A 25,214-nucleotide genomic window follows, 5' to 3' on the forward strand; every position below is an offset into this window, starting at 1 on the left:
TTGCACTCCGAAAATTCGCGATTTAAATACGAACGTTCGTGTTTTTATGCAAGCAAAAAAATCGCCGGAGGATTTCATCCGGCGGGCAAGCGCCGCCCTGGGTATTCCCAAGGCGGCGCGCAGGCTTTCAGCGCACGACAGGCCGACGTTCCCGCCGCAGCGCCTTCATGACGGTATCGTCGATGTCCAGCGTGCCACGCACCATGTCGGGCGGTGTCAGCGCCATCCACTGGTTCAGGGACACATCGCGGTAGCGGCGCGTGCTGAACACGTTGATGACGAGAACCGGCTCGGTGCCAGTGTTCTCGATGTAGTGGGCAAGCGTCTTCGGGACATATCCGACATCGCCGGCGCGATAGTTGAACGTGCGGGCATTGTTGGTCGCGTCGAAGACGGTCATGCGCGCTTCACCCTTGATATAGTATTGCAGCTCGTCGCCGTCCGGGTGCCAGTGCACCTCACGCATCGCACCGGGTTCGAGTTCGATGATCAGCGCCGAGAGTGTCGTTTCGGGAAACTGCTTGACGTCGACCACTTTGGTCGAGCCGCCGTCGAATTTGTTCGGGGGAACTTTCGACGCGTGAAACACGTAGGATTGGGGAGGCGGATTGTTCGGCAGCTGCTTGCGCACTTCGTCAAGTGAAGCCGGAACGGGGAGGCGGAAGATGTACTTCTCTTCCTTTGGCAAGCCCTTGAACGCCGCTTCGGGCAGGCCGAAATTCTTGGCGACCACGCTCGGCGGCAGATGCGCCATGAGCTCGGTGATGAGCAGGGTCTGGTTCTCCGAGAAATTGCCGTCATCGAAGACGAGGACAAACTCCGTGCCTTCCTCGAGGCCCTGGATCGAATGCGGCACGCCCGAGGGCACGAGCCAGATATCGCCGGGCTCGAGATCATCCACGGAAAGATATCCGTCGGCGTCGACGACCGTCAGCCGCGCCTTTCCCGCGGTGATATAGGACCACTCGGCCTCCTTGTGCCAATGGAGTTCGCGCACGACCCCCGGACCAAGGCGCATGTTGACGATTGCCAACTCCTTCATCGCCGGCATTTCGCGTACCGTCACCTCGCGCGCCCAGCCGCCGTCCTCGAGCCGGTTGTGCGCAAAGGCAAATGGAAAATGAAGGTTGGGCAGCGACCCCTTGTCGGTGAGCGGCGCGGCAAAGATGTCCGGCACCTGGCCTTCCAGCTGGATGTTTCGCGGACCGGCAACGCTGGCTCCGTGCGTTCCGTTGATGGGTTGGGCAACTGACATGTCATCCATTTCTCGCTCCTTCTTTTGAAACCGTTGAATGCCTTTGGCTGTCACAACTAGAATCTGCCTCGACCGCACTGGACGAAGTGGCCGCCAAACCCCGCGGCAAAGTCATCGGGCAACTGATCGGTGAGGATCGGATCTGACATGGCGCCATGGGATGGCTGGATCTGTCTATTTTGAGAGGAACTGTGTGGAAGGATGCACTCGGCGACCTTGGAGGAGCCGCGTCTCGAGGCATTGTCGGCGTCGCTCGGTTGTCCAGTGCGGTAGCTCTCCACCACAACAGCTCCTCTGCGTCGGAAAAAACCGGCCGCGGGCGACAGGCCGACCACGGAAGGAAAGGTGGCGCATCGTCGGGCCAGCCGATGGCCGCCGTCTTGTATCTTCCCGGCGAAAGGCGGCAGGCGGGCCGGCATTGGGCCGCGGCTTATTGTGTCAGCAGCGATGGCGAGGGGTGCGAAGTGGTGAGTTAATGGAGTGCGCCTACTTGGCGGCAGGGTCGCGCTGCATGAGGATCAAGGTCCTATTTCGAGCCGTCTCTTTTCTCGCCGCGCGCAGGACGCTTTCCGCCAGGATGAGTTGGCCCTGTAGGAAGGATTGCGCAGCCGGGGCCGTCAGAATTGCGCGCGACGGAGGAATGCCGCGAAAGGGACAAATGCGACGAGCTTTTTAAATCGCCTCGAACCGGGCAGTGCCCACGGCGCCGGCGGCTGATCTCCAGCCGGCGCCGGGTTCGCGCGCCTCAAGCAGGCTTGCCTTCGCTGAAGACGCCACGCTTCTTGAGAAAGCTGACCAGCGCCGTCGCGATGCCGACAAGTGCCATCATCATCACCAGCAAAGACGGGTAGACGATGTATTGGCCCGGCTCGGCAGCGGCGAGATACTTGTAGATCTCCACCAGCAGCAGGGCAATCAAGGCCGCCGACACGGTCGAATAATCCTTGGCGATGACCCGCTTGAAGTTGAACTCCATGCCCCTAGTGGCTGCTGCGAAGTTGCCGATCCGCGGCAGCCAGCGAGGCACGTCGGCACAATAGGCACGATATCCGTCGCCAAAACGGCCCTCCAGGAAAGCCTCCTCGGCATAAACGATGCACTGATAGATGAAGGCGAAGGACGCAATGCCGACAAAGACGACGAGCGGATCGCCGTGCATCAGGAACACGCCGGAGTAGATAAGCATGTTGCCGACATAGAGCGGATTTCGGCAAACGCCGAACATGCCCTCGGTTACCAGGTCCTTGGCATAGACCCTCTTCTTCAATCCGCCGCGCTGGATATAGGCGTAACCGATGACCACGGCCCGGAAGACCAGGCCGAAGAGTACGATGCCCAATGCAATAATGTCTTTCAGCCGCTCCAGCGCATGGCTGCCGAATATCTCGGACGGCGGCGCTTTTATCAGAAGCAGCACGACGATGATGCCGGGAAACGCCAGGTTGCGGAACCGGAAGAAGAAGTTTCCGATGTGCACCATCGCGGACTTCATGAGATCTGTCACCTTACTTGACTGCGATGATACCGCAGAAATTGTACCACCGGAAGAAAACCTCGACACTGCTGAAGCCAGTCTCCTTCAGAAGCTGCATGTTTTCCTCCAGACGGTAGGGAATGAGTACGTTTTCGAGCGCTTCCCGCTTCTTGGAAATCTCGATCTCCGAATAGCCGTTGCGGCGCTTGTAGTTGTAGTAGTGCTCGATGAAGAGACGGTTGAACATGGTGTCCTCGCTCGTGACCTTCTCGACGAGCAGCAGGCAGCCTTGGTCGTTCAAGCCGGAGAAGATCGTCTTCATCACCCGTTCGCGATAGAGGGGGCGGATGAATTGCAGGGTCAGCAGCATGGTGACGACGCTGGCGTTCTCAAGATGAATTCCCTGGTGCAGGTCGCCCACCTGCAGGTCTATGTTGTGCCGCGCACCAGAACGCTGCACCTTCTGCCCGGCTTTCTCCAGCATGTCGGGTGCGTTGTCGATGCCAATGAAATTGACGCTTGGATCGACAAGAGCGTCGAGGCTGAGCAATGTCGTCGCCGTCGAGCAGCCGATGTCGTATAGATTTGTCTGCGGCTTGGCAAAATCGCGTGCCAGTTCGCAAACCATGCGCTGGATTTCCTCGTAGAAGGGTACCGATCGGCTCACCATGTCGTCGAACACGTCGGCGACCTTGGCATTGAAGGTAAAGTCACCCACCGGTTGTTCCGCCTCGGCGAATACTTCGTCCCTTAGCTCTGTGCGCAGCGGTATGCTTGCCACGATCTTCGCCATTTCAATTGTTCCTTCTGTGCGTTTGCCGCTATTCGCCAGGCGATCCGGAATGGTTCGGCCACAATCGCAATACCGGCATTTGGCTGTGCCGTTCGATCCGCAGGGCCGACTCGGCGCAAAGCTCCTGCGGAGTCATGCATTCGAAGCTGACAGACACCTGAACGCCGAATCCACGCAGTTTCGGGCCGGGCCGGCAGCCAAGGTGGCCGCACTTGACCCCCGGGAGCTTTGCGCGCTAGCTAAATCGGGAGGGTCGGCTTGCGGGTTCTATTGGTCGAAGATGATTTGATGATTGGGGACGCGGTGCGTGACCACCTCGTGGCGTCTTCCTATGCCGTGGACTGGGTTCGCATGTTGTCCGACGGCTCGACGGCGCTCGAAGCGGTAAACTACGGTCTGGTTCTCCTGGATCTTCAACTGCCGGACGGCAGCGGGATCGAGCTCCTGAAACGTCTTCGGCGACAGGGCAATGCGACGCCGGTCATAGTCATCACGGCGCGCGACCAGATATCCGACCGGATAGAAGGATTGAACAGCGGCGCCGACGACTATCTTGTCAAGCCATTCGACCTCGGTGAACTGGAAGCGAGGATGATGGCCGTCTCCCGCCGGCACGACAGCGTGCCGCATCCCGTCATCCGCTTCGCCGATATCGAGATCGACCGCCCGGAGCACAAGCTGACGGTGGCGGACGAGCAGGTCGTGCTGACGAGCCGCGAATGGGCCATCCTCGACCTTCTCGTTGCGCGCGTCGGCTCGATCGTTCCGAAGGATCGAATCGAGGAGGCGCTCTATGCCTTCGGATCGGAGATCGAGAGCAATACCGTCGAGGTCTATATCAGCCGCTTGCGCAAGAAAATCGGCAAGGATCGGATCACGACCGTGCGCGGGGTGGGATATAGTCTGGAGGACAAATGAAGCGGGAACCGAGCCTCATCCGCCCACTGGTTCTCGCGATCGTCAGCGTCCTGGTGCTGTTCTGGCTGCTCGCGATCGGTCTCAGCGTTCAGACCATGCGCGAGGAATTCGACGAGATCTTCGACAGCGAGCTTACGGAGACGGCGCAGATACTTCTGACGCTTGCCGTCGAGCGAATCAGCCACCTGAATGACGGAGATCACCTTGACGGCCTTTTGGCATCGAACGGGCGCGAGTATCTCACTTACCAGCTCCGCGACGCTGACGGTCGTGTGATGCTGCGTTCGGCGGATGCCCCGGAAGAGCCGTTCGCCGTGCCGTTGAAAGCCGGCTTTTACGACGCCAGCCAGATTCGGCTTTACACGGCGGCAACACCGGATGGCCGGTTCTTTCTGCACGTGGCCGACCGCTTCGCCAACAGGCGCGAAGCCGTGCGCGAAACCGCGCTGGTCCTTCTTATTCCGCTCCTCATTCTTATTCCCGCCAGCATGGTTGCAGTCCGGCTTATCGTGAGGCGGGCACTGAGGCCGGTCGACCTGCTGCGGCAGCAGATCGCGACGAAGGACGGCGGCAACATGGCGCCGATCGATCAAACGGGCCTGCAGAAGGAATTGCGCCCGATCGCCCGCTCGGTCAACCTGCTACTCGACCGCCTGCGCTCGGCCCTTGATGCGGAGCGGGAATTCACCGCCACCAGCGCACATGAACTGCGGACGCCGATTGCCGGCGCCCTTGCGCAGACGCAACGCCTTATCGACGAGCTCCCGGATGGCAGTACCAAGCGGCGCGCGCGACAGATCGAGTCCTCGCTCGTCAGGTTCGGCCGGCTTGCAGAGAAGCTCTTGCAGCTTTCGCGTGCAGAGGCCGGCATCGGTACCAGCGAGACGCTGGCCGATCTGCGCAGGGTGCTGGACATAGTCGTACACGACTACCGGGTCGACAGCAGGGCGGCCAATCGACTGCAGTATCACGTTGCGCCAGGTGCAACGCTGCTTCGCAATGTCGACGTCGATGCGTTCGGCATCGTCATGCGCAACCTGATCGAAAATGCCCTGCTGCACGGTGATCCGGACCATCCCGTGAACATCAGCCTGGAGCGGGATGGCGTCATCCGCATCGAAAACGACAGCGCCCCGCTGGACAGGGATGAGCTTGAGGCGCTGAAGGGACGTTTCCGCCGCGGGAAGACCCAGTCGGTCGGCTCCGGATTGGGCCTCGCGATCGCCGAACGCATCGCTGTGCAGATGGGAGGCAGAATGGAGCTGATCTCGCCGGCAACCGGAAGGCAGTCCGGATTCGAGGTTCGCCTGATCCTGCCCGAGCCGGCTCGCGGGTAAGCGCTCCTACTTGACGAAATACGCAGCCTCGTCGCCTTATACCGATCCGTTGCAGCATGGAGGAATGCAGCCGTGACAGCCCGAACCATCGTGATAATGGCGCTTGCAATGCTTGTGGCAACGGCGGGAGACGCATTCTCGGCCGAGGCAAGTTACGAGTGCAGCGGTGGAACAAAGCTCCACGCAGCCTTTTCGCCGGTCAGCTCGTCGCCCGGAAACGTCAAGCTCGTCTTTGCGGGTTCGCCCGGGGAGATCACATTGCCTCAGGTCGTGTCTGCCGATGGCGGTCGCTACGCCAATGACGATATCGAGTTCTGGATCAAGGGCAGGGAGGCCACGCTGACGCGTGGCGGCAAGAGCGAGACTTGCCGCACCGACTGAGATCGGACCAACGGAGAGCGTTGGCAATCCGTTGTGGCAAGGCCGGATAGGCATCATTTGCGAGGGGGAACAGGCATGAACCCGAAAGTCCTGATCGTGGGTGCCGGCCCCGTTGGCCTTACCCTCGCAATAGAACTCTCGCGATACGGGGTCCCGGTGCGGATCATCGAGAAGGCGTCGGCGCGGACCGACAAGTCAAAAGCCGTCGCGGTCTGGAGCCGCTCGCTCGAACTGCTCGACCGCGCAGACCTCGCGGGCCAATTGATTGCTGCCGGCGTTCAGGTCAGGGCCGCCAGCATCGTCGCGGGCACCGAAAGCATCGGTCGCGTGACTATGGACCGGCTAGACACACCCTATCCCTTTGCGCTGATGATCCCCCAGTCCGAAACCGAACGGATATTGGAGGCGCGGCTTGCGGCGCTTGGCGTCGTGGTCGAGCGTTCGGTGGAGCTGAAGGCGTTTTCCGACAACGGAGAGATGGTGACGGCAACCGTCGAGCGGCCCGATGGCAGCTCCGGGACCGTCGCCGCCGACTGGCTCGTCGGTTGCGACGGTGCCCACAGCCTGGTGCGCCACGGGCTCGGCAAGGAGTTCCCGGGCGAGACCGTGCCGACGGAGTTCGTCCTAGCGGACATCCGGCTTTCAGGAACCTTGCCGGCCAACGAAATCGTGACCTTCTGGCACAGGAACGGCGTGCTCGTCCTGCTTCCGCTTCCCGGCGGCCGGACGCGTCTCATCGGGAGCACTGGTACGCCTGCGGGCGAAGAAGCGCGCGAACCGGAGCTTCGGGAAGTCCAGGCAATCATCGACGAACGCGGACCGGGCGGCCTTGTCGCCTCGGATCCGGTCTGGATGGCGCGGTTCCGGATCAACGAGAGAAAAGTAGAGGATTTCCGCTACGGCAGGGTGTTCCTCGCCGGCGACGCGGCACACGTTCACAGCCCGGCCGGTGGCCAGGGCATGAATACCGGCATGCAGGATGCCATCAATCTGGCCTGGAAGCTGGCGCTCGTTTGCCATGGCGATTGCGACCAGCGCCTTCTCGAAAGCTACAGCATCGAGCGCAGCGCCGTGGCAGCAAAGGTGATTGCCGATGCCGGCCGGCTGACCAGGGTGGCGATGCTTCGCAACAGCCTCGCCCAGGCGGCACGGGATTTCGTCGCGCGGCACCTTATCGGGCTGCAGGCGGTGCAGCGGGCTGCCGGCGAGACGCTGGCCGAGCTTTCCATCGGCTACGAGACCAGTCCACTCAACGGCAGCCACGCCGGCGGTCTGAAGGGTCCATCGCCGGGACATCGACTGCCGCCGGACGATAGCGGAGCGATAGGCGCAGCCGACCGTCCCCTCTTCGCAATCTTTGCTCCAGCCACCGAAAGCGAAGCCGCCGCTGAATTGGCGCAGCATTCAGCGCTGCTGGAGGGCCATCTGCGCCCGCCGATCGACCCACGCGGCATCTGGCTCGTTCGTCCCGACGGCTACGTCGCAATGACCGCCCGCCTCGGCGGCTGGCAGGCAGTACGGACCTATCTTGCGCAGCTGAAAGACCAGCACTCCGGCCGCGTCGCTGCGCGCCCCTGATCGACCGCCACATCAAAACGGGACCAGCACGTCCGAAAAAAACAAGGAATTAAGGGCTTTTAGGGAGAATTGGCTGGGGAACCTGGATTCGAACCAAGATCGACGGAGTCAGAGTCCGCTGTTCTACCATTGAACTATTCCCCAACGGGGCGGCGCCCAATTGGGCTGCCCGTCGGTGTGCGGGGCTTATAGCCAAAAGATTGTGAATTGCAAATACTGTTTCGAAAAAAATAGACAGGTATCCGCGCGGCATGATTGCGGATGGCCGGGGCGGGCGGCGGAAAAAAGAATTTGGCGAAATATCCTGTCGCTGATATCTTGGCGCCAACGAAAATCTAGCGAGCGCCTGCTGCATCCCCCAGGGGTTTTGCGCGGCGCGGTGGAAAAGACACGTGAAAGACCCCGAGAACGGCGTAAAGCCGTCATTTGGCGGGGCGTCGGTGGCAGGACGCGGGGATGACGGAAAGTCCCGGCGTCGAAAAGGCAAGCGCGGCGGGCATGCTCGAAGCGCGGCCACTTCTGCTCATGCGGGCCAGGCCGGCGCTGCCGGTGAGGCAGCACGCCCCTTAGACAGCGAGACAGAAACTCCGTCGCGCAAGCGCAAGCGTCGCCGCCGTTCGCACGCGGGGGCGCAGGCCAAGGTGGTGCAGGCCTCCGAGCTTGGCCACCATCAGGCGCATCGCGCCGTGGCGCAGCCGGCTCCCGAGCCTGATGCGGGCGCATTTTCCGGAAACAAGAAGAACCGGCGAAAACATCGCGGCAAGCGCGGCCTGCAGGGGCGTCCCCTGACGCCGACGCACGACGCCCATGTGACAGCGCCGCCACCGGTCTCGCCGCAGCGCAGTCCGGCGCCGTCGGCCATTCAGGCGCCGGAACGCCAGGCTGTTTCCGCCGTGCAAAACGGTCCGGGCCATGAGCGCGTGCGCCCTCGGGCTGAAAAAGGCACACGGCCGGAAGATCTTTACGCCGCGCTCGATCTCGGCACCAACAATTGCCGCCTGCTGATTGCCCAGCCCACGCGGCCGGGGCAGTTTCGCGTGGTCGATGCGTTCTCCCGCATCGTGCGGCTGGGGGAAGGGCTCGGGGCGAGCGGCCGGCTTTCGACCGATGCCATGGACCGGGCGGTCGATGCGCTTCGTGTCTGCGCCTCGAAGCTCCGGAACCGTGAAATCCGCCGCATGCGGCTGATTGCGACCGAGGCCTGCAGGGCCGCCCACAACGGCTCGGAATTCCTTTCGCGCGTGGTCGAGGAAACGGGGCTGGAACTCGAAATCATCGACCGCGAGACCGAGGCACGGCTTGCCGTTTCGGGCTGCTCGTCGCTCGTCGGGCGCGAGACCCGCTCGGTGGTTCTCTTCGACATAGGCGGCGGCTCTTCCGAAATCGCCGTCATCCGTATCGGCGAGAACCGGTCGAGCCGTCTGGCCAACCACATCACGCATTGGACCTCGCTGCCCGTGGGCGTGGTGACGCTTTCCGAGCGCCACGGCGGGCGGGACGTGACCCCGGAGGTCTTCGGCGCCATGGTCGCCGAGGTCGAGCAGATGCTCGGCCGCTTCGATTGCCCCCCTGTCCACGTTGTCGGAACGGCTGCCCGCCCCAGCGATTTTCATCTGATCGGAACCTCCGGCACTGTCACGACGCTTGCCGGCGTCCACCTCGACCTGCCGCGATACGACCGGCGCAAGGTGGACGGCATCTGGCTTTCAGACAGGGACGTGTCGGCCATGCAGGCGAAGCTCCTCTCGTGGGATTTTGCCGGCAGGGCGGCCAACCCCTGCATAGGTCCGGACAGGGCCGACCTGGTGCTGGCGGGCTGCGCCATACTGGAGGCCATTCGCCGCCGGTGGCCGAGCGAGCGCATGCGCGTGGCCGACCGCGGGCTTCGGGAAGGATTGCTGACCGACATGATGGCAGAGGACGGTGTCTGGCGCCGCGCGCGCCATCGCCGAAGCCAGCGTTCCAGCGCATGATGGGCGGCGTCTCGACCGGTTTGCGAAAAGGATTGCGCGTTTCGATGCCTTGCTGCTTCCCTGGCTCATCAGCAGCGGGTGCGCAGGACGCGGCGGATAGTTTGCGAGGGGATTGATGACCAAGCCACCGATCGGGGCAAACCGCACGGGCCGGAAGCTCGGCCAGCGGGTGAAGAAGAAAAAGCTGAAGGCCTCGTCGCGGCAGTGGCTGCAGCGCCATATCAACGACCCCTATGTCCAGCGGGCGCAGCTGGAAGGCTACCGCGCGCGCGCCGCCTTCAAGCTTCTGGAAATCGACGAGAAGCATCACATCCTCAAGGGTGCGCGGCGCATCATCGATCTCGGCGCTGCTCCCGGAAGCTGGTCCCAGATTGCGGCGAAGGTCACCGACTCGACGGACGAGGACGTCCGCGTCGCGGCGATCGACTTCCTGGAGATGGCGCCCCTGCCTGGCGTCCAGATCCTGCAGCTCGATTTCCTTGACCCGGAAGCCCCGCGCAAGCTGGTCGAGGCGGTCGGCGGCGTTCCGGACCTTGTCATCTCGGATATGGCGGCGCCGACAACCGGCCACCAGCGCACCGACCATCTGCGCACCATGCACCTGTGCGAGGCGGCTGCCTATTTCGCTGTGGAGGTTCTTGCGGAAGGGGGCCATTTCCTCGCCAAGACCTTCCAGGGTGGCACGGAACGCGATCTTCTCACCATGCTGAAGCAGAATTTCCGCCAGGTCGTGCATGTGAAGCCGGCCTCGTCTCGCGCCGAATCCGTCGAGATGTTCCTGCTTGCAAAGGGCTTCAAGGGTCGGAACGAGGAAGCCCAGGCAGCGGATGATGCCTGAGCGGCGCAGCCTGCGCGAATATGGCCGGGGCGACTAGCCACGGCAAATCTGCGGCGTCGTTCTCATTTCGCTGCCTGGCGCTGCGCTTCCATCGGTGCGGAACGCTTGGCTCCGTGGCCTGAAACCAGGGCGCCGGCGTGGCGGTCCATGCGGATGAAGGGAATGGTCGCAAGGACGGTCAGGGCCGCGATCACGAAGAAGGCGAGATGGAAGTCGGAGAGTTGCAGCGGTTCGCCGTGGAAATACGTCGATGTCTCGAGAATCGAGGCTGCAAGCGCAACGCCGAGCGCGAGGCTGATCTGCTGCATGACGGAGCTGATCGAGGTCGCCTGGCTCGCTTCCGCATCGTTGATGTCCGCATAGGCGAGCGCGTTGACCCCGGTGAAGAAGAAGGAGCGCGAGAAGCCACCGATCAGCAGCACGCCGATGATCAGGAGGTGAGGGGTCTCCGGCGTGAAGAGGCCGGTGATGACGGTGACGACGGTCGTCACGGCAGCCGCTGACAGCAGTGTCGTGCGGAAGCCAGTGGCAGCAAAGACCCGCCGGGCCATGAACTTGGTGGTGATTGCGCCGATCGCGCCGGCAAAGGTGATGAGGCCGGACTGGAATGGCGTCAGGCCGAAGCCGAGCTGCAGCATCAGCGGTGTCAGGAAGGGCATCGCGCCGATGCAGATGCGAAACAGCGTGCCGCCCGTCGTTGACGCCCGGAAGGTGGCGTTGCGGAAGAGCTTGAGGTTGAGGATCGGCGTCGGATGTCGCCGCGCATGCCGGACATAGAGGGCGCCGCACACCAGGCCGACCACCGTCGCCGATATGCCGATGATCGGGGGCAGGGCGGGCAGGCTCACCACCGAAAGCCCAAAGACGACGCCGGCTGCGGCAAGCGTCGTGAGGATGAAGCCGGTAACGTCAAGTGGCGGCGGAGCCGTCGCCTCGACCTCGGGCAGGAAGATCGTCGCAAGCCAGACGCCGATGATGCCGACCGGCACGTTGATCAGGAAGATCCAGTGCCAGCTGAAATAGGTGGTGATGAAGCCGCCGAGCGGCGGTCCCGCGAGCGGGCCGACCAGCGCGGGAATGGTGAGAAGCGCCATGGCCGAGACGAGCTCGCTGCGCTGGGTCGTCCTCAGAAGTACGAGACGCCCGACCGGGGTCATCATCGCGCCGCCCATGCCCTGCAGGAAGCGCGCAAGCACGAATTCGACAAGCCCGGAAGAGAAGGCGCAGAAGACCGAGCCGACGACGAAGACGCAGATGGCGAGCCGGAAGATCCTCTTTGCGCCGTATCGATCCGCCATCCAGCCGCTGATCGGGATGAAGATCGCGAGTGCCACCATGTAGGCAGTAAGCGCAAGCTTGAGGGTGATCGGCCCGACGTGGAGGTCGGTTGCGATTGCCGGCAGTGCAGTGGAAATCACGGTTGAATCCATCTGCTCCATGAAGAGCGCGACGGCAAGAATCAGGGGCACGATACGATTCATCGGCAAAAGCCTTGATGGGAGTCTGGAGGCAGGGGAGGCCTTGGATCGGCATTTGCTGTGTAATGCCAGTCACCGCCCCTGCCAATCCCTGATCGCGCTCGCCCTACACGATTGCATCACGTCTGCGTGAGCCCACTTGCCCTGCAACCGCGGCTTGTCGAGACTGGTTTGTATTGAATTCGAACGCATGCCGCGGTGACAGGCCGCATATGAGGAGGGTGGCGATGACGAATTTGATTTCTATCGACAGGCGCACTGTGCTGGCCGCAGGGCTGGGACTGCTTGCTGCGCCGATCATCAATACGCGATATGCCATGGCGGCAACGAGCGGAACGGAAAACCAAATGAATGCTGCAACCCCACCCCAGATCAATCGCTTCAAGCTTGGCTCGTTTACGGTCACGGTCGTCAAGGACGGCTCCGACGTCATCGAGAAGCCCGGCAGTACCTTCGGGACGAACCAGGCGCCGGAGACGGTGGATCAGTTGCTGTCGGCCAACTTCCTGCCGGCCGACAAGTTCGTGAACAGCTACTCGCCGGCGATTGTCGACACCGGAACGGACGTGATCCTTGTCGATACGGGGCTCGGGGCGGCTTCGCGCGAGCGCGGCATGGGGCTGCTTAAGGACGGTCTTGCCGCCGCAGGCTATACCCCCGACCAGATCACGGTCGTCGCGCTTACGCATATGCACGGCGACCATATCGGCGGCCTGATGGAGGACGGCGCTCCCGCCTTCAAGAACGCGCGGTATGTCGCCGGCCAGGCCGAATATGACTTCTGGTCGGACAAGGCCAGAGAAGGCACGCCTGCCGAGAACGGCCACAAGCTGGTCTTGCGCAATGTCGCACCGCTTGCCGAGAAGACGACTTTCATCAAGGAGGGCGAACCGGTGGTCAGCGGCATCACGGCCATGCTCGCCACCGGCCACACGCCGGGCCACATGGTCTTCCATGTGGAGTCGGACGGCAAGCGACTGTTGATGACGGGCGACACGGCCAATCACTACATCTTGTCCCTGCAGAGACCGGACTGGGAAGTCCGTTTCGACATGGACAAGGCCGATGCCGCCGCTTCACGCAAGAAGGTGTTCGACATGGTCGCGACAGACCGGATCGCGTTTCTCGGCTATCACATGCCGTTCCCCGCGGTTGGTTTCGTCGAGCGATATGAGACCGGCTACCGCTTCGTGCCGAAGACCTATCAGTTTGATATCTGATGGAAAGGCGCGTTCTTTCGCTCTCCGCCGATGCTTGGAACGCATAGCAGCCATCTCAAGCCCGGTACCCTCGCCGGGCTTTTTGCTATTCCCTTCCTGTCATAGACGTGTTACCAGCCCTCGCCAACTTCCAAGAAACCCTTGTGAAACCGCCCGGGCGGACGATTCGTTCCGGAAGGCTTTTGCATTTTCTTTAAGACGAGGAAATTGGCCATGGCACGCATCATAGAGACGGCAACCGGCGCGGACGCGCTAACCTTCGACGACGTGCTTCTTCAGCCCGGGCATTCCGAAGTGATGCCGGGCCAGACGAATATCGCGACGCGCATCGCGCAGGATATCGATCTCAACCTTCCCATCATCTCCGCAGCCATGGACACGGTGACCGAGAGCCGGCTCGCCATCGCCATGGCGCAGGCCGGCGGCATCGGCGTCGTCCATCGCAACCTGACGCCGGTCGAACAGGCCGAGCAGGTTCATCAGGTGAAGAAGTTCGAAAGCGGCATGGTCGTCAATCCCGTGACGATCGGCCCGGATGAGACACTTGCCGATGCCCTGGGCCTCATGAAGGCGCACGGCATTTCCGGCATTCCGGTCGTCGAGAATGGCGGTGGCGGCCGCAGTGGCCGCCTAGTCGGCATCCTGACCAACCGCGATGTCCGCTTTGCTTCCGACCCGTCGCAGAAGATCTACGAACTGATGACGCGGGAAAACCTGGTCACGGTCAAGGAAAGCGTCGACCAGCAGGAGGCCAAGCGGCTTCTCCATCAGCATCGCATCGAAAAGCTGCTCGTCGTGGATGGCGAGGGCCGGTGCGTCGGTCTCATCACCGTCAAGGATATCGAGAAATCCCAGCTCAATCCGAACGCCTCCAAGGATGCGCAGGGCAGGCTTCGCGTCGCCGCCGCCGTCAGCGTGGGTGACGACGGCTTCGACCGCGCCGAGCGCCTGATCGCTGCTGGCGTAGACTTGCTGGTCGTTGATACCGCGCATGGCCATTCACAGCGCGTTCTTGACGCGGTGACGAGGGTCAAGAAGCTCTCAAACTCGGTCCGCGTCATGGCGGGCAACGTTGCGACCCGCGACGGAACGCTGGCCTTGATCGATGCCGGCGCTGATGCAGTCAAGGTCGGCATCGGTCCTGGCTCGATCTGCACGACCCGTATCGTCGCCGGCGTCGGCGTGCCGCAGCTTGCGGCAATCATGTCGGCCGTCGACGCGGCACAGGCCGCCAATATTCCGGTGATCGCAGATGGCGGTATCAAGTTCTCGGGCGACCTTGCAAAGGCTATCGCAGCCGGCGCCTCCGCCTGCATGATCGGCTCTCTGCTTGCCGGCACGGATGAAAGCCCCGGCGAGGTCTATCTCTACCAGGGCCGCTCCTTCAAGGCCTATCGCGGCATGGGCTCGGTTGGCGCGATGGCCCGCGGCTCGGCCGACCGCTATTTCCAGGCGGAAGTCCGCGATACGCTGAAGCTCGTGCCGGAAGGCATCGAAGGTCAGGTTCCCTACAAGGGTCCCGTTTCCGGCGTGCTGCACCAGCTGGCAGGCGGCCTGAAGGCGGCGATGGGTTATGTCGGCGGCTCCGACCTCAAGGATTTCCAGGAGCGCGCCACCTTCGTGCGCATCTCCGGCGCAGGCCTGCGCGAAAGCCACGCCCATGACGTGACCATCACGCGCGAAAGCCCGAACTATCCGGGCGCCGGCGGCTGAGAATGACGGCGGGCAGCGCGATTCCGACCTGGATCATGGTGCTGCTCGCGGCCGTCTGCGCCGCGCTTCTTGCCTGGGACATCTTCGGTTACGTCCTGCCCTTCCAGCACGATACGGGGCAGGCGATGCTGGACACCTATTTCGCCGGCTACGACGTTTCGACCGTCGTCCGCATGCAGCAGCTTCTCGCCCAGAACGAGACGGCGGCCGGCATCTTGCGGGCCATGTATCTCGGCCCGGAGCTCGTCCTGCCGGCGGCTTTGACCGCGCTGCTTCTTCTGATTTTCATGAGGCTTGGCCCGATAGACGCCTGGCGCGGGCGGAGCGTCCACCCGGTCCTTGGCAGGATCACCTATGTCCTGCCCTTAATTTACGGACTGGCAGACTACGCCGAGAATATCGCAGGCTTGCTCGCCTTCGGCGAAAGTCCCTCGTCAGGGATCGCCGCCGCACTTCTGCCGTGGCTGACGCGGCTGAAATTCGCAAGCCTCGCCATTTGCTTGATCCTCATCGTCCGCTTTCTGATGGTCCGTACGCTCCCGCGCTCCGACTGAAGCCGGCTGCCCGGCGGTGCCGCCCGGGCACTGGCATCTCCTCTGCCTTTCGGCTACTGCTCGGCGCAAGCGTCAGAGGGGAAAGGGAGTGTTCTATGACCGGCTATGAAATGTTCTGGCCCATGATCGCTCACGTAGTGCTCGTGTTTGGCCTCTATGGCGTGCTCGGGCTGCGCCGCAGCGCGGTCGTCAAGGCGGGCAAGGCGACCCAGGACCAGTTTCGCCTCAACAGAGACGAGCCGCCCGAGAGCCTTGTGGTTCGTCACAGCATCGGAAATCAGTTCGAGCTGCCCGTCCTCTTCCACCTCTGCTGCATCCTTCTCTATATGACCGAGGCCGACAATCTGATCGCGGTCGGGCTTGCCTGGGCGTTTGTCGCGACGCGCTTCCTGCATGCCTATGTCCATATCACCAGCAACAACCTGCGCTATCGCAGCCCGCTTTTTGCCGCGGGTTACGTGGTGCTGGGCGCGATGTGGGCCTGGCTCGCCTCGTGGATGCTTGCAAGCTGATCTCTGCGGTTGCGCAATTCCAGCGGCCACGCGGGCCGCGGTAACGCAGTTGTGTTCCTCCGTTACCACCCGCTGACATATCCTGTCGGAGGATGGCGCCGGCGCGGAGCTCGCCGTCCGGGTGGGAAAAAGGAGGAAAACCCATGGAAAGGCCGAACATCACCCAGGCGATGATCAACGCCTATGACGAGTATACGCACCTTACGCTGGACCGACGCGCCTTCATGGACAAGCTGACGAAGCTTGCCGGCTCGGCAGCGAGTGCGGCGATCATCGTGCCGCTGCTTGCCGCCAACAAGGCTGCGGCCGAGATGGTCGCGTCAGACGACAGTCGCCTGACGGCGGAGGACGTGACCTTTCCGGGCAGCAATGGCGAGATGAAAGGCTATCTCGTACGACCGAAGGATGCCTCGGCGCCGCTCGGCGGCGTCATCGTCATTCACGAGAACCGCGGCCTCAATCCTCATATCCGCGACGTTGCGCGGCGCATGGCGCTGGAGGGCTTTGTCGCTCTCGCCGTCGATTTCCTGTCGCCGGAGGGCGGCACGCCCGAAAACGAGGATCAGGCACGCGAGATGTTCAGCAAGCTGGATCCGGCAACCACAATCGCGAATGCCGAGGCGAGCGTCCTCTATCTTTCGAGGGTGCCGGGTACCAACGGCAATGTCGGCGCGATCGGCTTCTGCTGGGGCGGCGGCCTGGTCAACAGCCTTGCCACGAAATCTCCGGAGCTAAAGGCGGGCGTTGCCTATTACGGCATGCAGCCGCCGGCAGACGCGGTTCCCAACATCAAGGCTGCCCTGCTGCTCCATTATGCCGGGCTGGACGACCGCATCAATGCTGGCGTCGACGCCTACCGCAAGGAGCTTCAGGCGAACAACAAGAACTTCGAGATCTTCATCTATGATGGCGTGAACCACGCCTTCAACAACGACACTTCGGCTGCACGTTACAACAAGGCGGCGGCCGATCTTGCGTGGCAGCGGACGGTGGATTTCCTGAAGAAGAACCTCGCCTGACCGGTCAGGCGGCCTCTTCATAGGGTGATGGGCTGGCGGCGATGATGACCTCCGCCAGAGCGGCCATGTCTGCGTCACGCTGGTCGCTGCGGCGCCAGGCAAGGCCGATCTCGCGAGAAGGCTGAGGTTCGGCAAAGGGAACGATGCGGATGGCGTTTCGGCTCGTCTCGGTCGGGATCGCCATCTCCGGGATGAGCGTCATCCCCATGTCGTGCGAAACCATCTGAAGCAGCGTTGCCATCGATGTCGCGCCGAAATTGACGAGGCTTCGCTTGCCGGCGCTGCAGACGGCAAGTGCCTGGTCTCTCAGGCAGTGGCCCTCCTCGAGCAGCAGCAGGCGATCCACGTTCACCTCGGTCTCGGTCAGCGGTGACATCAGCACCGCCTCTCCGTTCTCCGCGACCGCCATGAAGAAGCGGTCGGTGAAAAGCGAGCGCGTGGCGATCCCTTCCGCCTCAATCGGCATTGCCGCAATGACGACATCCAGCTTTCCTTCGGAGAGGTCGGCGATCAGGCGGCTGGTGACGGCCTCCTTCAGCTCTATCTCGACGGCCGGGTACCCCTGTCGCAGCTGCGGAATGAACTGCGGCACCAGATAGGGCGCAACCGTGGGAATGATGCCGATTCGGATCAGCCCCTGCAGCGTGCCGCCGTCGCTCCTTGCACTCCGCTCCAGCCGGTTGACCTCGTTCAGAATGATCCGCACATGCGCGAGGATTTCTTCCCCCTTGCGCGTGAGGATCGTCTTGCCGCGCACCCGCTCGACCAGTCTTGCGCCGAGATATTCCTCCATTTCCATGATCTGCGCGGAGAGCGCAGGCTGGCTGATATGGACGAGTTCCGCCGCCCTCCCGAAATGGCGAGTGGATGCAAGGGCTTCGAAGTAGCGCATCTGTCGGAGCGTCAGCACGATCAGTTTTTCCGATTGACCGGGACAGTAAATACGATTGGAAATTATCGTCGGTCAATGGGACAACTTCAAGGCTCGAGCTCAGGAGAACGCTCGGATGAAATTCCCGTCCCAAAGGAGGATACAGATATGGCCGATCGCCCACCACTGACGACGACCGCCGGCGCGCCCGTCCCCGACAACCAGAATTCCATCACGGCAGGTCCGCGCGGCGGCGTTATGCTTCAGGATTACCAGCTCATCGAAAAGCTGGCCCACCAGAATCGCGAGCGCATCCCTGAACGCCCGGTTCACGCGAAGGGCTGGGGTGCCCATGGTACGCTGAAGATCACCGGCGACATCTCGATGTATACGAAGGCTGCGGCGCTGCAGCCCGGCGCGGAAACGCCAATGCTTGCCCGCTTCTCAACCGTTGCCGGTGAGGCCGGTGCGGCCGATGCCGAGCGCGACGTGCGCGGCTTCGCATTGAAGTTCTACACCTCGGAGGGCAATTGGGACCTCGTTGGCAACAACACGCCGGTCTTCTTTGTCCGTGACCCTTACAAGTTTCCGGATTTCATCCACACCCAGAAGCGCCATCCGAAGACCAACCTGCGGTCGGCGACCGCCATGTGGGACTTCTGGTCGCTTTCGCCTGAATCCCTGCATCAGGTAACGATCCTCATGTCCGACCGCGGCTGTCCCACGTCGCCGCTCCACATGAACGGATACGGTTCCCACACCTATTCGTTCTGGAACGATGCGGGCGAACGCTTTTGGGTCAAGTTCCACTTCAAGACCCAGCACGGCCACAAGTTCTACACCAATGCCGAGGCTGAATCGGTGATCGGCAAGACGCGCGAGAGCTATCAGGAGGCCCTCTACGGCTCGATCGAGCAGGGTAACTATCCGCGCTGGACCGTTCAGGTGCAGGTGATGCCGGAGCTCGATGCCGACAAGACACCGTACAACCCCTTCGACCTGACCAAGGTATGGCCGCATGGCGACTATCCGCCGATCGAAATCGGTGTTCTGGAGCTGAACCGCAATCCCGAAAACTACTTCGCCGAAATCGAGAATGCGGCTTTCTCGCCTTCCAACATCGTGCCCGGGATCAGCTTCTCGCCGGACAAGATGCTGCAGGCCCGCATCTTCTCCTATGCCGATGCCCATCGCCACCGTCTCGGCACCCACTACGAAAACATTCCGATCAACCAGCCGAAGGTGCCGATCCATCACTATCATCGGGATGGGCAGATGAATACGTTTGGCGGCATCCGCACCGGCAACCCGGACGCCTACTACGAGCCGAATTCCTTCAGCGGACCGGTCGAGCAACCTGCCGCCCAGGAACCGCCGCTGCGGATCGTCGGCGACATGGCGCGCTTCAACCACCGCGAAGGTAACGACGACTACGGGCAGCCCCGCGCACTCTTCAATCTCTTCGATGAAGGTCAGCGTGCGCGCCTGTTCTCCAACATTGCGGCCGCGATGGGCGGTGTGCCGAAAGAGATCGTCGAGCGGCAGCTTGGTCATTTCAAGCTCATTCATCCGGACTATGAAGCCGGCGTCCGGGCTGCCCTGAAGGCTGCCCACGGCTACGATCCGGATACGATCAGCGCCGCCGCCGAGTAGCGTTATCTATTGGAATACCTACAGAATCGGGGCCTGCGGCCCCGATTTTTTTGGTGGGACGGCATCCTTAAAATGCCACATGTTCCTTTTACCGGGAGTGAACCTGTGCATGTCATATCGGGCCGCTGGGCAGGTATTGGACAGGCTCGGTTCGCTCTTAGGGATTTATAGGGACACCATGAGTGCCACTGGGTTGAGCCGCATCACGCTTCGTCGGGAGCCCCAGCAGGAACGCAGCATTCAGCGGCTCGACACCATCCTTTCCGCTGCCGCCGAACTGATCGCGGCCAAGGGCGTGAATGGAATGCGAATGACGGAGCTCGCCGCCGTCGCGAAGGTGCCGATCGGGTCCGTCTACCAGTACTTTCCGGAGAAGGCGGCGATCGTAAAGGCCCTCTTTGACCGGCACGCGTCGGCAATCCAGGCAAAGACAGCCGAAGCTTTCAGCTCGGTCCATTCGCTCGAGCACGCACTGGACCTTACCTGCGGCATGATCGACTGGTACTACCATGCCTACCGCACCGATCCGACCTATCTCGGCGTATGGATGGGAACCGAGACCGACCAGGATCTGCTGCGTCTGAATATTCAACACAGCAGCCGCGTCGCGGATATCTTCCAGGGTGCTGTCGCGCATCTCCTGCCGCCGGATAGCAGCGTGGACTGGCATGCACGCTTCAACCTCTTCAGTCATCTGATCGGTGCATCGATCCGCCTGGCGGTTCTCAGCGACGAGGCGCTGGCAAAGCGCATGATGGCGGAATGGAAACAGGCGATCCGTATCGCCCTGTTTGCCCCCGAGCCTGCCGCGGGCAAGGCATAGGCGAGGCCGCCAGGGCCCCGCCGCTTCTGGGCCTTACCAGCTCGGCAAAACCTGCCCGGCTCTTTGACGCGGATAGTTCCGCACATAGGTCTTTACGTCCGACTCGAGGCCGTCATCGACCGCCGCCGGCGTGATGTTGTCGAGGCAGGCGGTGATATGTGCCGTGATTGCATTCATGAGAGACAAGGAAACGCCCGGCCGCTTCATGATGCCGATCTGTACCGGGGGCAGGGCGGGAAAGCCGTCCGCCTGGGTCAGAACCTTCATGCCGGTGCGCAGCGCCGACTCCGGCATCACCGAAATGGCCATGCCCGCAAGCACCGCGGCCGCAACCACTGTGCAGGACCAGCTGGTAAACAGGATCTGGTGCTCGCGCCCAACGGCATCCAGGGCCGAACAGGCAAGCTGGCGCCACTGGCAGTCTCGTCGCCCGACCGCGAGCGGAACCGGCGCGTCGTCCCGGATCGGATGGTTGGCCGATGCGACCCAGCAAAGCGGCTCCGTGCGCACCACGTCCGACATGCGTTCACGCGGATTGTGGGTGACGAGCGCGATGTCGAGCTCGCCGCGGCTCATGCGCTCGGCCAGGTCGACCGACGGTTCGCAGACGATATAGAGCTCGACGCTCGGATGGGTCTTGGCGAAGCGGCCGATGATCTCCGGCATGTAGCGGTCGGCATAGTCGTCGGGCGTGCCGATGCGCAGCGTTCCCTCCAGACGGTTGTCGTCGAAGGCGGCAATGGCCTCGTTGTTGAGGCGGATGATGCGGCGAGCGTAGTTCAACAGCTTGTCGCCTTCGGCAGTCAGCCGGTTGCCGCGGCCGTCCTTGATGAAAAGCTGCTTCCCGACGCGTTCCTCCAGGCGGCGCATCTGCATCGAGACGGCCGACTGTGTCTTGAACACGCGCTCGGCCGCTCTGGTGAAGCTACCCGAGTCCACGATGGCGATGAAGGTCTGCAACTGGTCGATATCAAGCGGTGCCGACATGATCTCACCTATGAAAAGATATGATGATAACCATTAGAAACATTCGTTGGACTGATCAATAGGTCTTTGGCATCTTCACGATGCAAATCAGCAGAATGAAGGACAGACCCACTGTCTGTCCGCTTGTATTTCAACCTAGCTTTCTCCCGAAGGACCTCTTGGGAGGAGTGGGTTGTTGCGCGCCTCAAAGAAAGGATACACCGATGCGCACGACAGACCGGATTATAGACTTCGAGCTCGGCCAGCCGGCAACGACGTTCTTCGGACGTGTGGCCAGCGGCTGGACATTGGTTGCATCCGCCCTGCGTGTTTTCCGCAATCGGATGGAAGTCAACCAGCTCCACGAGCTCGACGACAATCAGTTGAGGGATATCGGCCTCACGCGGGCCGACCTCAATTCTGCGCTCCTGAATGCGACGTTTTTTGAAGATCCGTCGTCCCAGCTTGCACGAACGGCGCGCCAGCGCGCACGCCTCACTCTTGCTGACTAGCAGGGGCCCGATTTTCCCCGCAGGGTGATAGCCAATTAGCCCTGCCGACTGCCCGGTGACCGGCTTTCCCAAGCGGTCTCCGGGCTTTTTATTTGCCCTTCGGAGCCTTGCGCGAAGGTGCCGGCTTTTCCGGCGCCTTGCTGTAGCTGTCGAAGATGGCTTCCATGCTTTTCTGGTAGTTCTTCTGGACTTCCAGCCCGCTGTCGAACATCGAGTTCAGCATGTCGCTGTAGGCAGTGAGGTCGAGGGCGGGCGTTGCCTTGGGCGCCGGTTCTGGCTCGGGCTCAGGCTGCGGTTGCGCCGCCGGTTTTGGAGCGAAACCACCCATCATCTCCTGGAATGCCTTGGCGAATGGATTGTCCAGGAAAGGGTTTGCGACCGGCGCATCACTGCGTTTCGGTGCCTGCGGCGCGAACATCAGCTGCATCGCTTGTGTGAAAGGATTGTCGAAGATGCTGGGCTCGGGCGCCTTCTGCGGCTTTGGGGCAAAGCCCGTGCTCTCCAGCCATTTCTGCACCATCTCGCCCATGGCAGTGTTGACGAAGGGATTGACGGGGGCGCTCATCTGCCCGGTCGTCTGCTTGAAGAGCCCGCCCATCAGCGTATCGGCCATCGCCGGCAGCATCTTCTTGTAGATTTCCTGGCCGATGCCGGTCATCTGCGCCGCCTGCGCAGCAATCGCCTTGGAAACCTCCTTCGATCCGAAGAGCTGCCCGAGGATATTGTTGCCGTCGGAAATACCTTCCGGCGTGAAGGCGCGGCTCATGTCCTCGAAATATTTGCCGTAGTTTCCGGTACCAACGGACTGCATCAAGCTCATGAAGTCATAGGGATTTTCGGTGCTGCGCCTGAGACCGGAGGAAAATGCGGGCATGAGCGCGGCCATGGCCTTGGTCGCCTGCTCCTGAGCCAGGTTGAACTGCTTGGCCATGGCATCCATGGCTGCTCCGTTCTGCGCCTGCATCATCATTTCGAAGAGTGGCAGCATCGATGTTCCTTTCCCCGAGTCACATGCGTGCATTCAGACCACTATATCCGGAAAAAGAAACGCGCAAACCGGTTTTTCCCAGCGCGTTCAAGCGCTCAGTATTGATATTCCTCGAAAACCGGCTCCACGCTGCCATTCCAGCGCCCGTGATAAAGCATCAGCAGATCGTCGGCGAGTGTCGCCCTCTTTGCGAGCACCTCCTCCAGAGGCGCCAGGAATATGCTCTCGTCCTGGCCTTCACCGTTCAGTCGCGCGCGCGACTTCAGGCCGTCGCGCGAGATGGAGACGACGTCGCGTGCCACGTCGAGGAGACCTCTACCACCGAGTTCCGCCTGCAAGCCGCGCGTTGGCACGGCGTTGCGCATGGCCATGACGTCGGCATAGGTCCAGTCGCGTGTAAACGAATCTGCAGCTTCGAGCGCTGCGTCATCATAGAGCAGGCCGACCCAGAAGGCCGGCAGCGCACAGATGCGGCGCCACGGACCGCCGTCGGCGCCGCGCATTTCGAGGAAACGCTTCAGGCGCACGTCAGGGAAGAGCGTCGAGAGATGATTGGTCCAGTCTCCCATCGTCGGTTCCCAATCGACGATCTCGCCCTTCAGCGCGCCGTTCATGAACTGGCGGAAAGTGATGTCGGTACAGTCGCGATAACGGCCATCGCGCACGATGAAATACATCGGTACGTCAAGCGCCCACTCGACATAGTCTCGGAACTGGAAATCCTCTTTCAGACTGAAATCGAGGACGCCGGAGCGCTGGTTGTCGGTGTCGCGCCAGATATCGCCGCGCCAGGAGACGAGCCCGTTCGGCTTGCTTTCGGTGAAGGGCGAGGAGGCGAACAGCGCCGTCGCAAGCGGTTGCAGCTTCATCGACACGCGCATCTTGCGGCGCATGTCCTCTTCGGAGGAGAAATCGAGGTTAACCTGGATCGTGCAGGTCCGGTACATCATGTCGAGGCCCTTGGAGCCGACCTTCGGCATGTAGCGCGTCATGATCTCGTAGCGCGACTTCGGCATCCGCGGCGTCTCTGCGAGCGTCCATTTCGGGCTGCCGCCGATACCCAGGAAGCGGATGCCGAGCGGTTCGGCGATCTCGCGCAACGTCGCCAGGTGCTGGTTCGATTCCTTGCAGGTCTGGTGGATCGTCTCCAGCGGTGCACCCGACAGCTCGAACTGCCCGCCCGGCTCGATCGAGATCGCGCCCATCCCGCTCGGTTCGCCAAGCCCGATGATATTGCCGCGATCCATGATCGGGTCCCAGCCCGATTTCTCCTGCAGTCCCTTCAGCAATGCGGAAATGCTCGCCTCGCCGAAGTAGGGCACGGGGCTGTTGTCGGCACGAAAGAAGGCGAACTTCTCGTGTTCGGTGCCGATGCGAAATTTCTCCTTCGGCTTGCTCCCCTCGGCAAGATAATCGGTCAGCTCCTGAACCGAAGAGAGCGGCGTCTGGTCCGTGGTATCGCGAGCCATTCAAGTCTACCTGCAATGGGAGGGGCCAGGAAAAAACCGGGCGATTGGAAGGGTGATTAGGACCGCTCCCACGTATGTTGCAAGTGAAATCGTTTCAACACTTCATCAAAAAAATAGCAGCGTATTCTGCCGGCAGGCGATGCCAGGGTTAATTCCAGTCGCCGACACTTGCCTGGATCAATGCCATCGCCGCGACCGCCGCCGTGTCCGCGCGCAGGATGCGGGGACCGAGGGGGATGGCCGTGACGAAATCCAGGCCGCGAAGCATGGCGCGCTCTTCCTCCGAAAAGCCTCCCTCGGGCCCGATCAGGAGTGCCAGATGCTTCTCGGTGATCCTGGAGAGAAGCGGCAGCGGGTTCTGTCCGGCATCGCCCTCGTCGCAGTAGATGATGCGCCGCTCCTTCGGCCAGCCGTCGAGGAGATCCTGTAGCCTCACGGGCTCCCGCACCTCGGGAATGCCGAGCACGCCGCATTGCTCGGCCGCCTCGATAGCATTGGCTTTCACCTTCTCCAGGTTGGTGATCTTGCCCTGCACGTGCTGCGTCATCACCGGCTGCAACACGCCGGCGCCCATTTCGACGGCCTTCTGGATCAGATAGTCCAACCGCCCGACCTTCAGCGGCGCGAAGAGGTAGTGGAGGTCGCAGGGCTCCGGCTGCGGTCGTGTCTCTTCGATCGCGGTCATGGTGATCCGCTTGCGGCTGGGGAAGCCTATCCGCGCCTTCCACTCACCGTGCCGGCCGTTGAAAAGGAGGATCTCCGCGCTCTCGGTCAACCGCAGCACATTGGCGAGGTAGTTGAACTGCTCGCCGTTGGCCTCGACCTCGGCACCCCGGCCGAGCGCCTGCTCGACAAAAAGCCGCTGCATACGAAAATTGGCCCGCATGTC

23 protein-coding genes and 1 tRNA gene are annotated in these 25,214 nt (G+C 62.1%); 14 read left to right on the forward strand and 10 right to left on the reverse strand.

The window, feature by feature from the left end:
* Positions 1-127 precede the first annotated feature (127 nt).
* The 3 genes from EV286_RS01470 to cmoA form a co-directional block, all read right to left on the reverse strand.
* Positions 128-1,264, reverse strand: a complete 1,137-nt coding sequence (locus EV286_RS01470) for a cupin domain-containing protein (RefSeq protein ID WP_132955223.1) — start codon at positions 1,262-1,264, stop codon at positions 128-130.
* Between the two features lie 736 nt (positions 1,265-2,000).
* The gene (locus tag EV286_RS01475) at positions 2,001-2,747 is read right to left on the reverse strand and encodes an isoprenylcysteine carboxylmethyltransferase family protein (protein ID WP_132955224.1); all 747 of its coding nucleotides are present in this window, start codon (positions 2,745-2,747) and stop codon (positions 2,001-2,003) included.
* Positions 2,748-2,760: 13 nt separating this feature from the next.
* On the reverse strand, positions 2,761-3,522 hold the full coding sequence (cmoA, locus tag EV286_RS01480) for a carboxy-S-adenosyl-L-methionine synthase CmoA (protein WP_132955225.1): 762 nt from the start codon (positions 3,520-3,522) through the stop codon (positions 2,761-2,763).
* 258 nt (positions 3,523-3,780) lie between these two features.
* Between cmoA and EV286_RS01485 the strand changes: the two genes are divergently transcribed.
* The 4 genes from EV286_RS01485 to EV286_RS01500 all read left to right on the forward strand — a co-directional run bounded on the left by EV286_RS01485 (position 3,781) and on the right by EV286_RS01500 (position 7,736).
* Entirely contained in the window at positions 3,781-4,440 is a 660-nt protein-coding gene (locus EV286_RS01485) for a response regulator transcription factor (RefSeq protein ID WP_132955226.1), read from the forward strand.
* Positions 4,437-5,777, forward strand: coding sequence for a sensor histidine kinase (locus tag EV286_RS01490; protein WP_132955227.1), 1,341 nt, complete (start codon positions 4,437-4,439; stop codon positions 5,775-5,777). Before EV286_RS01485 ends, EV286_RS01490 begins: the two co-directional genes overlap by 4 nt.
* A gap of 72 nt (positions 5,778-5,849) precedes the next feature.
* Complete coding sequence (locus tag EV286_RS01495) at positions 5,850-6,158, forward strand: MliC family protein (RefSeq protein WP_245500582.1); 309 nt, start codon at positions 5,850-5,852, stop codon at positions 6,156-6,158.
* Positions 6,159-6,233: 75 nt separating this feature from the next.
* Positions 6,234-7,736, forward strand: a complete 1,503-nt coding sequence (locus tag EV286_RS01500; protein WP_132955228.1) for an FAD-dependent monooxygenase — start codon at positions 6,234-6,236, stop codon at positions 7,734-7,736.
* Positions 7,737-7,806: 70 nt separating this feature from the next.
* Here EV286_RS01500 and EV286_RS01505 read toward each other — a convergent pair.
* Positions 7,807-7,880 (reverse strand) — tRNA-Gln (locus EV286_RS01505).
* Between the two features lie 248 nt (positions 7,881-8,128).
* Between EV286_RS01505 and EV286_RS01510 the strand changes: the two genes are divergently transcribed.
* Together EV286_RS01510 and EV286_RS01515 are read left to right on the forward strand one after the other, a co-directional pair.
* On the forward strand, positions 8,129-9,709 hold the full coding sequence (locus tag EV286_RS01510) for a Ppx/GppA phosphatase family protein (RefSeq protein WP_132955229.1): 1,581 nt from the start codon (positions 8,129-8,131) through the stop codon (positions 9,707-9,709).
* Between the two features lie 115 nt (positions 9,710-9,824).
* Positions 9,825-10,547 carry an RlmE family RNA methyltransferase gene (locus EV286_RS01515; RefSeq protein ID WP_132955230.1) on the forward strand — a complete coding sequence of 241 codons (723 nt, stop codon included), beginning with the start codon at positions 9,825-9,827 and terminating at the stop codon, positions 10,545-10,547.
* Between the two features lie 62 nt (positions 10,548-10,609).
* Here EV286_RS01515 and EV286_RS01520 read toward each other — a convergent pair whose 3' ends face one another.
* Positions 10,610-12,028, reverse strand: a complete 1,419-nt coding sequence (locus EV286_RS01520; protein WP_132955231.1) for a DHA2 family efflux MFS transporter permease subunit — start codon at positions 12,026-12,028, stop codon at positions 10,610-10,612.
* Positions 12,029-12,252: 224 nt separating this feature from the next.
* Between EV286_RS01520 and EV286_RS01525 the strand changes: the two genes are divergently transcribed.
* The 5 genes from EV286_RS01525 to EV286_RS01545 all read left to right on the forward strand — a co-directional run bounded on the left by EV286_RS01525 (position 12,253) and on the right by EV286_RS01545 (position 17,043).
* Entirely contained in the window at positions 12,253-13,245 is a 993-nt protein-coding gene (locus tag EV286_RS01525; RefSeq protein WP_132955232.1) for an MBL fold metallo-hydrolase, read from the forward strand.
* 213 nt (positions 13,246-13,458) lie between these two features.
* Entirely contained in the window at positions 13,459-14,958 is a 1,500-nt protein-coding gene (gene guaB / locus EV286_RS01530) for an IMP dehydrogenase (protein WP_132955233.1), read from the forward strand.
* Positions 14,959-14,960: 2 nt separating this feature from the next.
* Complete coding sequence (locus EV286_RS01535; RefSeq protein WP_132955234.1) at positions 14,961-15,512, forward strand: hypothetical protein; 552 nt, start codon at positions 14,961-14,963, stop codon at positions 15,510-15,512.
* A 95-nt stretch (positions 15,513-15,607) separates the two neighbouring features.
* Positions 15,608-16,024: an MAPEG family protein gene (locus EV286_RS01540; RefSeq protein ID WP_132955235.1), complete on the forward strand. Its 417-nt coding sequence runs from the start codon at positions 15,608-15,610 to the stop codon at positions 16,022-16,024.
* A gap of 143 nt (positions 16,025-16,167) precedes the next feature.
* Positions 16,168-17,043: a dienelactone hydrolase family protein gene (locus EV286_RS01545; RefSeq protein ID WP_132955236.1), complete on the forward strand. Its 876-nt coding sequence runs from the start codon at positions 16,168-16,170 to the stop codon at positions 17,041-17,043.
* A 4-nt stretch (positions 17,044-17,047) separates the two neighbouring features.
* Here EV286_RS01545 and EV286_RS01550 read toward each other — a convergent pair whose 3' ends face one another.
* Complete coding sequence (locus EV286_RS01550) at positions 17,048-17,953, reverse strand: hydrogen peroxide-inducible genes activator (protein WP_132955237.1); 906 nt, start codon at positions 17,951-17,953, stop codon at positions 17,048-17,050.
* Between the two features lie 129 nt (positions 17,954-18,082).
* Between EV286_RS01550 and katA the strand changes: the two genes are divergently transcribed.
* Together katA and EV286_RS01560 are read left to right on the forward strand one after the other, a co-directional pair.
* The gene (gene katA, locus EV286_RS01555) at positions 18,083-19,567 is read left to right on the forward strand and encodes a catalase KatA (protein ID WP_132955238.1); all 1,485 of its coding nucleotides are present in this window, start codon (positions 18,083-18,085) and stop codon (positions 19,565-19,567) included.
* A 178-nt stretch (positions 19,568-19,745) separates the two neighbouring features.
* A complete protein-coding gene (locus tag EV286_RS01560; RefSeq protein ID WP_132955239.1) occupies positions 19,746-20,390 on the forward strand; it encodes a TetR/AcrR family transcriptional regulator in 645 nt (214 codons plus the stop codon).
* A 33-nt stretch (positions 20,391-20,423) separates the two neighbouring features.
* On the opposite strand, the gene EV286_RS01565 is transcribed toward EV286_RS01560, so the two are convergent.
* Positions 20,424-21,377: a LysR substrate-binding domain-containing protein gene (locus tag EV286_RS01565; RefSeq protein WP_132955240.1), complete on the reverse strand. Its 954-nt coding sequence runs from the start codon at positions 21,375-21,377 to the stop codon at positions 20,424-20,426.
* A 203-nt stretch (positions 21,378-21,580) separates the two neighbouring features.
* Here EV286_RS01565 and EV286_RS01570 point away from each other — a divergent pair, with 203 nt between their 5' ends.
* Complete coding sequence (locus EV286_RS01570; protein ID WP_132955241.1) at positions 21,581-21,868, forward strand: DUF1127 domain-containing protein; 288 nt, start codon at positions 21,581-21,583, stop codon at positions 21,866-21,868.
* An 88-nt stretch (positions 21,869-21,956) separates the two neighbouring features.
* Here EV286_RS01570 and EV286_RS01575 read toward each other — a convergent pair whose 3' ends face one another.
* The 3 genes from EV286_RS01575 to EV286_RS01585 all read right to left on the reverse strand — a co-directional run bounded on the left by EV286_RS01575 (position 21,957) and on the right by EV286_RS01585 (position 25,211).
* Positions 21,957-22,856 (reverse strand): DUF937 domain-containing protein, encoded by a 900-nt coding sequence (locus EV286_RS01575; RefSeq protein ID WP_132955242.1) that lies wholly within the window; start codon positions 22,854-22,856, stop codon positions 21,957-21,959.
* A 95-nt stretch (positions 22,857-22,951) separates the two neighbouring features.
* Positions 22,952-24,325 carry a glutamate--cysteine ligase gene (locus EV286_RS01580; RefSeq protein ID WP_132955243.1) on the reverse strand — a complete coding sequence of 458 codons (1,374 nt, stop codon included), beginning with the start codon at positions 24,323-24,325 and terminating at the stop codon, positions 22,952-22,954.
* 148 nt (positions 24,326-24,473) lie between these two features.
* Complete coding sequence (locus EV286_RS01585) at positions 24,474-25,211, reverse strand: 16S rRNA (uracil(1498)-N(3))-methyltransferase (protein WP_132955244.1); 738 nt, start codon at positions 25,209-25,211, stop codon at positions 24,474-24,476.
* Positions 25,212-25,214: the final 3 nt, after the last annotated feature.

Origin of the sequence: Rhizobium sp. BK251, assembly GCF_004345245.1 — a bacterium.
Lineage (GTDB): Bacteria > Pseudomonadota > Alphaproteobacteria > Rhizobiales > Rhizobiaceae > Rhizobium.

What these genes read in the sequence shown, in the direction of transcription:
- EV286_RS01490 (WP_132955227.1), top strand. Translation starts at nt 4,437, where the DNA reads ATGAAGCGGGAACCGAGCCTCATCCGCCCACTGGTTCTCGCGATCGTC.
- EV286_RS01545 (WP_132955236.1), top strand. Translation starts at nt 16,168, where the DNA reads ATGGAAAGGCCGAACATCACCCAGGCGATGATCAACGCCTATGACGAG.
- EV286_RS01580 (WP_132955243.1), bottom strand. Translation starts at nt 24,325, where the DNA reads ATGGCTCGCGATACCACGGACCAGACGCCGCTCTCTTCGGTTCAGGAG.
- guaB (WP_132955233.1), top strand. Translation starts at nt 13,459, where the DNA reads ATGGCACGCATCATAGAGACGGCAACCGGCGCGGACGCGCTAACCTTC.
- EV286_RS01570 (WP_132955241.1), top strand. Translation starts at nt 21,581, where the DNA reads ATGCGCACGACAGACCGGATTATAGACTTCGAGCTCGGCCAGCCGGCA.
- EV286_RS01475 (WP_132955224.1), bottom strand. Translation starts at nt 2,747, where the DNA reads ATGAAGTCCGCGATGGTGCACATCGGAAACTTCTTCTTCCGGTTCCGC.
- cmoA (WP_132955225.1), bottom strand. Translation starts at nt 3,522, where the DNA reads ATGGCGAAGATCGTGGCAAGCATACCGCTGCGCACAGAGCTAAGGGAC.
- EV286_RS01535 (WP_132955234.1), top strand. Translation starts at nt 14,961, where the DNA reads ATGACGGCGGGCAGCGCGATTCCGACCTGGATCATGGTGCTGCTCGCG.
- EV286_RS01520 (WP_132955231.1), bottom strand. Translation starts at nt 12,028, where the DNA reads ATGAATCGTATCGTGCCCCTGATTCTTGCCGTCGCGCTCTTCATGGAG.
- EV286_RS01525 (WP_132955232.1), top strand. Translation starts at nt 12,253, where the DNA reads ATGACGAATTTGATTTCTATCGACAGGCGCACTGTGCTGGCCGCAGGG.
- EV286_RS01470 (WP_132955223.1), bottom strand. Translation starts at nt 1,264, where the DNA reads ATGGATGACATGTCAGTTGCCCAACCCATCAACGGAACGCACGGAGCC.
- EV286_RS01575 (WP_132955242.1), bottom strand. Translation starts at nt 22,856, where the DNA reads ATGCTGCCACTCTTCGAAATGATGATGCAGGCGCAGAACGGAGCAGCC.
- EV286_RS01540 (WP_132955235.1), top strand. Translation starts at nt 15,608, where the DNA reads ATGACCGGCTATGAAATGTTCTGGCCCATGATCGCTCACGTAGTGCTC.
- EV286_RS01585 (WP_132955244.1), bottom strand. Translation starts at nt 25,211, where the DNA reads ATGCGGGCCAATTTTCGTATGCAGCGGCTTTTTGTCGAGCAGGCGCTC.
- EV286_RS01515 (WP_132955230.1), top strand. Translation starts at nt 9,825, where the DNA reads ATGACCAAGCCACCGATCGGGGCAAACCGCACGGGCCGGAAGCTCGGC.
- EV286_RS01500 (WP_132955228.1), top strand. Translation starts at nt 6,234, where the DNA reads ATGAACCCGAAAGTCCTGATCGTGGGTGCCGGCCCCGTTGGCCTTACC.
- EV286_RS01560 (WP_132955239.1), top strand. Translation starts at nt 19,746, where the DNA reads ATGAGTGCCACTGGGTTGAGCCGCATCACGCTTCGTCGGGAGCCCCAG.
- EV286_RS01565 (WP_132955240.1), bottom strand. Translation starts at nt 21,377, where the DNA reads ATGTCGGCACCGCTTGATATCGACCAGTTGCAGACCTTCATCGCCATC.
- katA (WP_132955238.1), top strand. Translation starts at nt 18,083, where the DNA reads ATGGCCGATCGCCCACCACTGACGACGACCGCCGGCGCGCCCGTCCCC.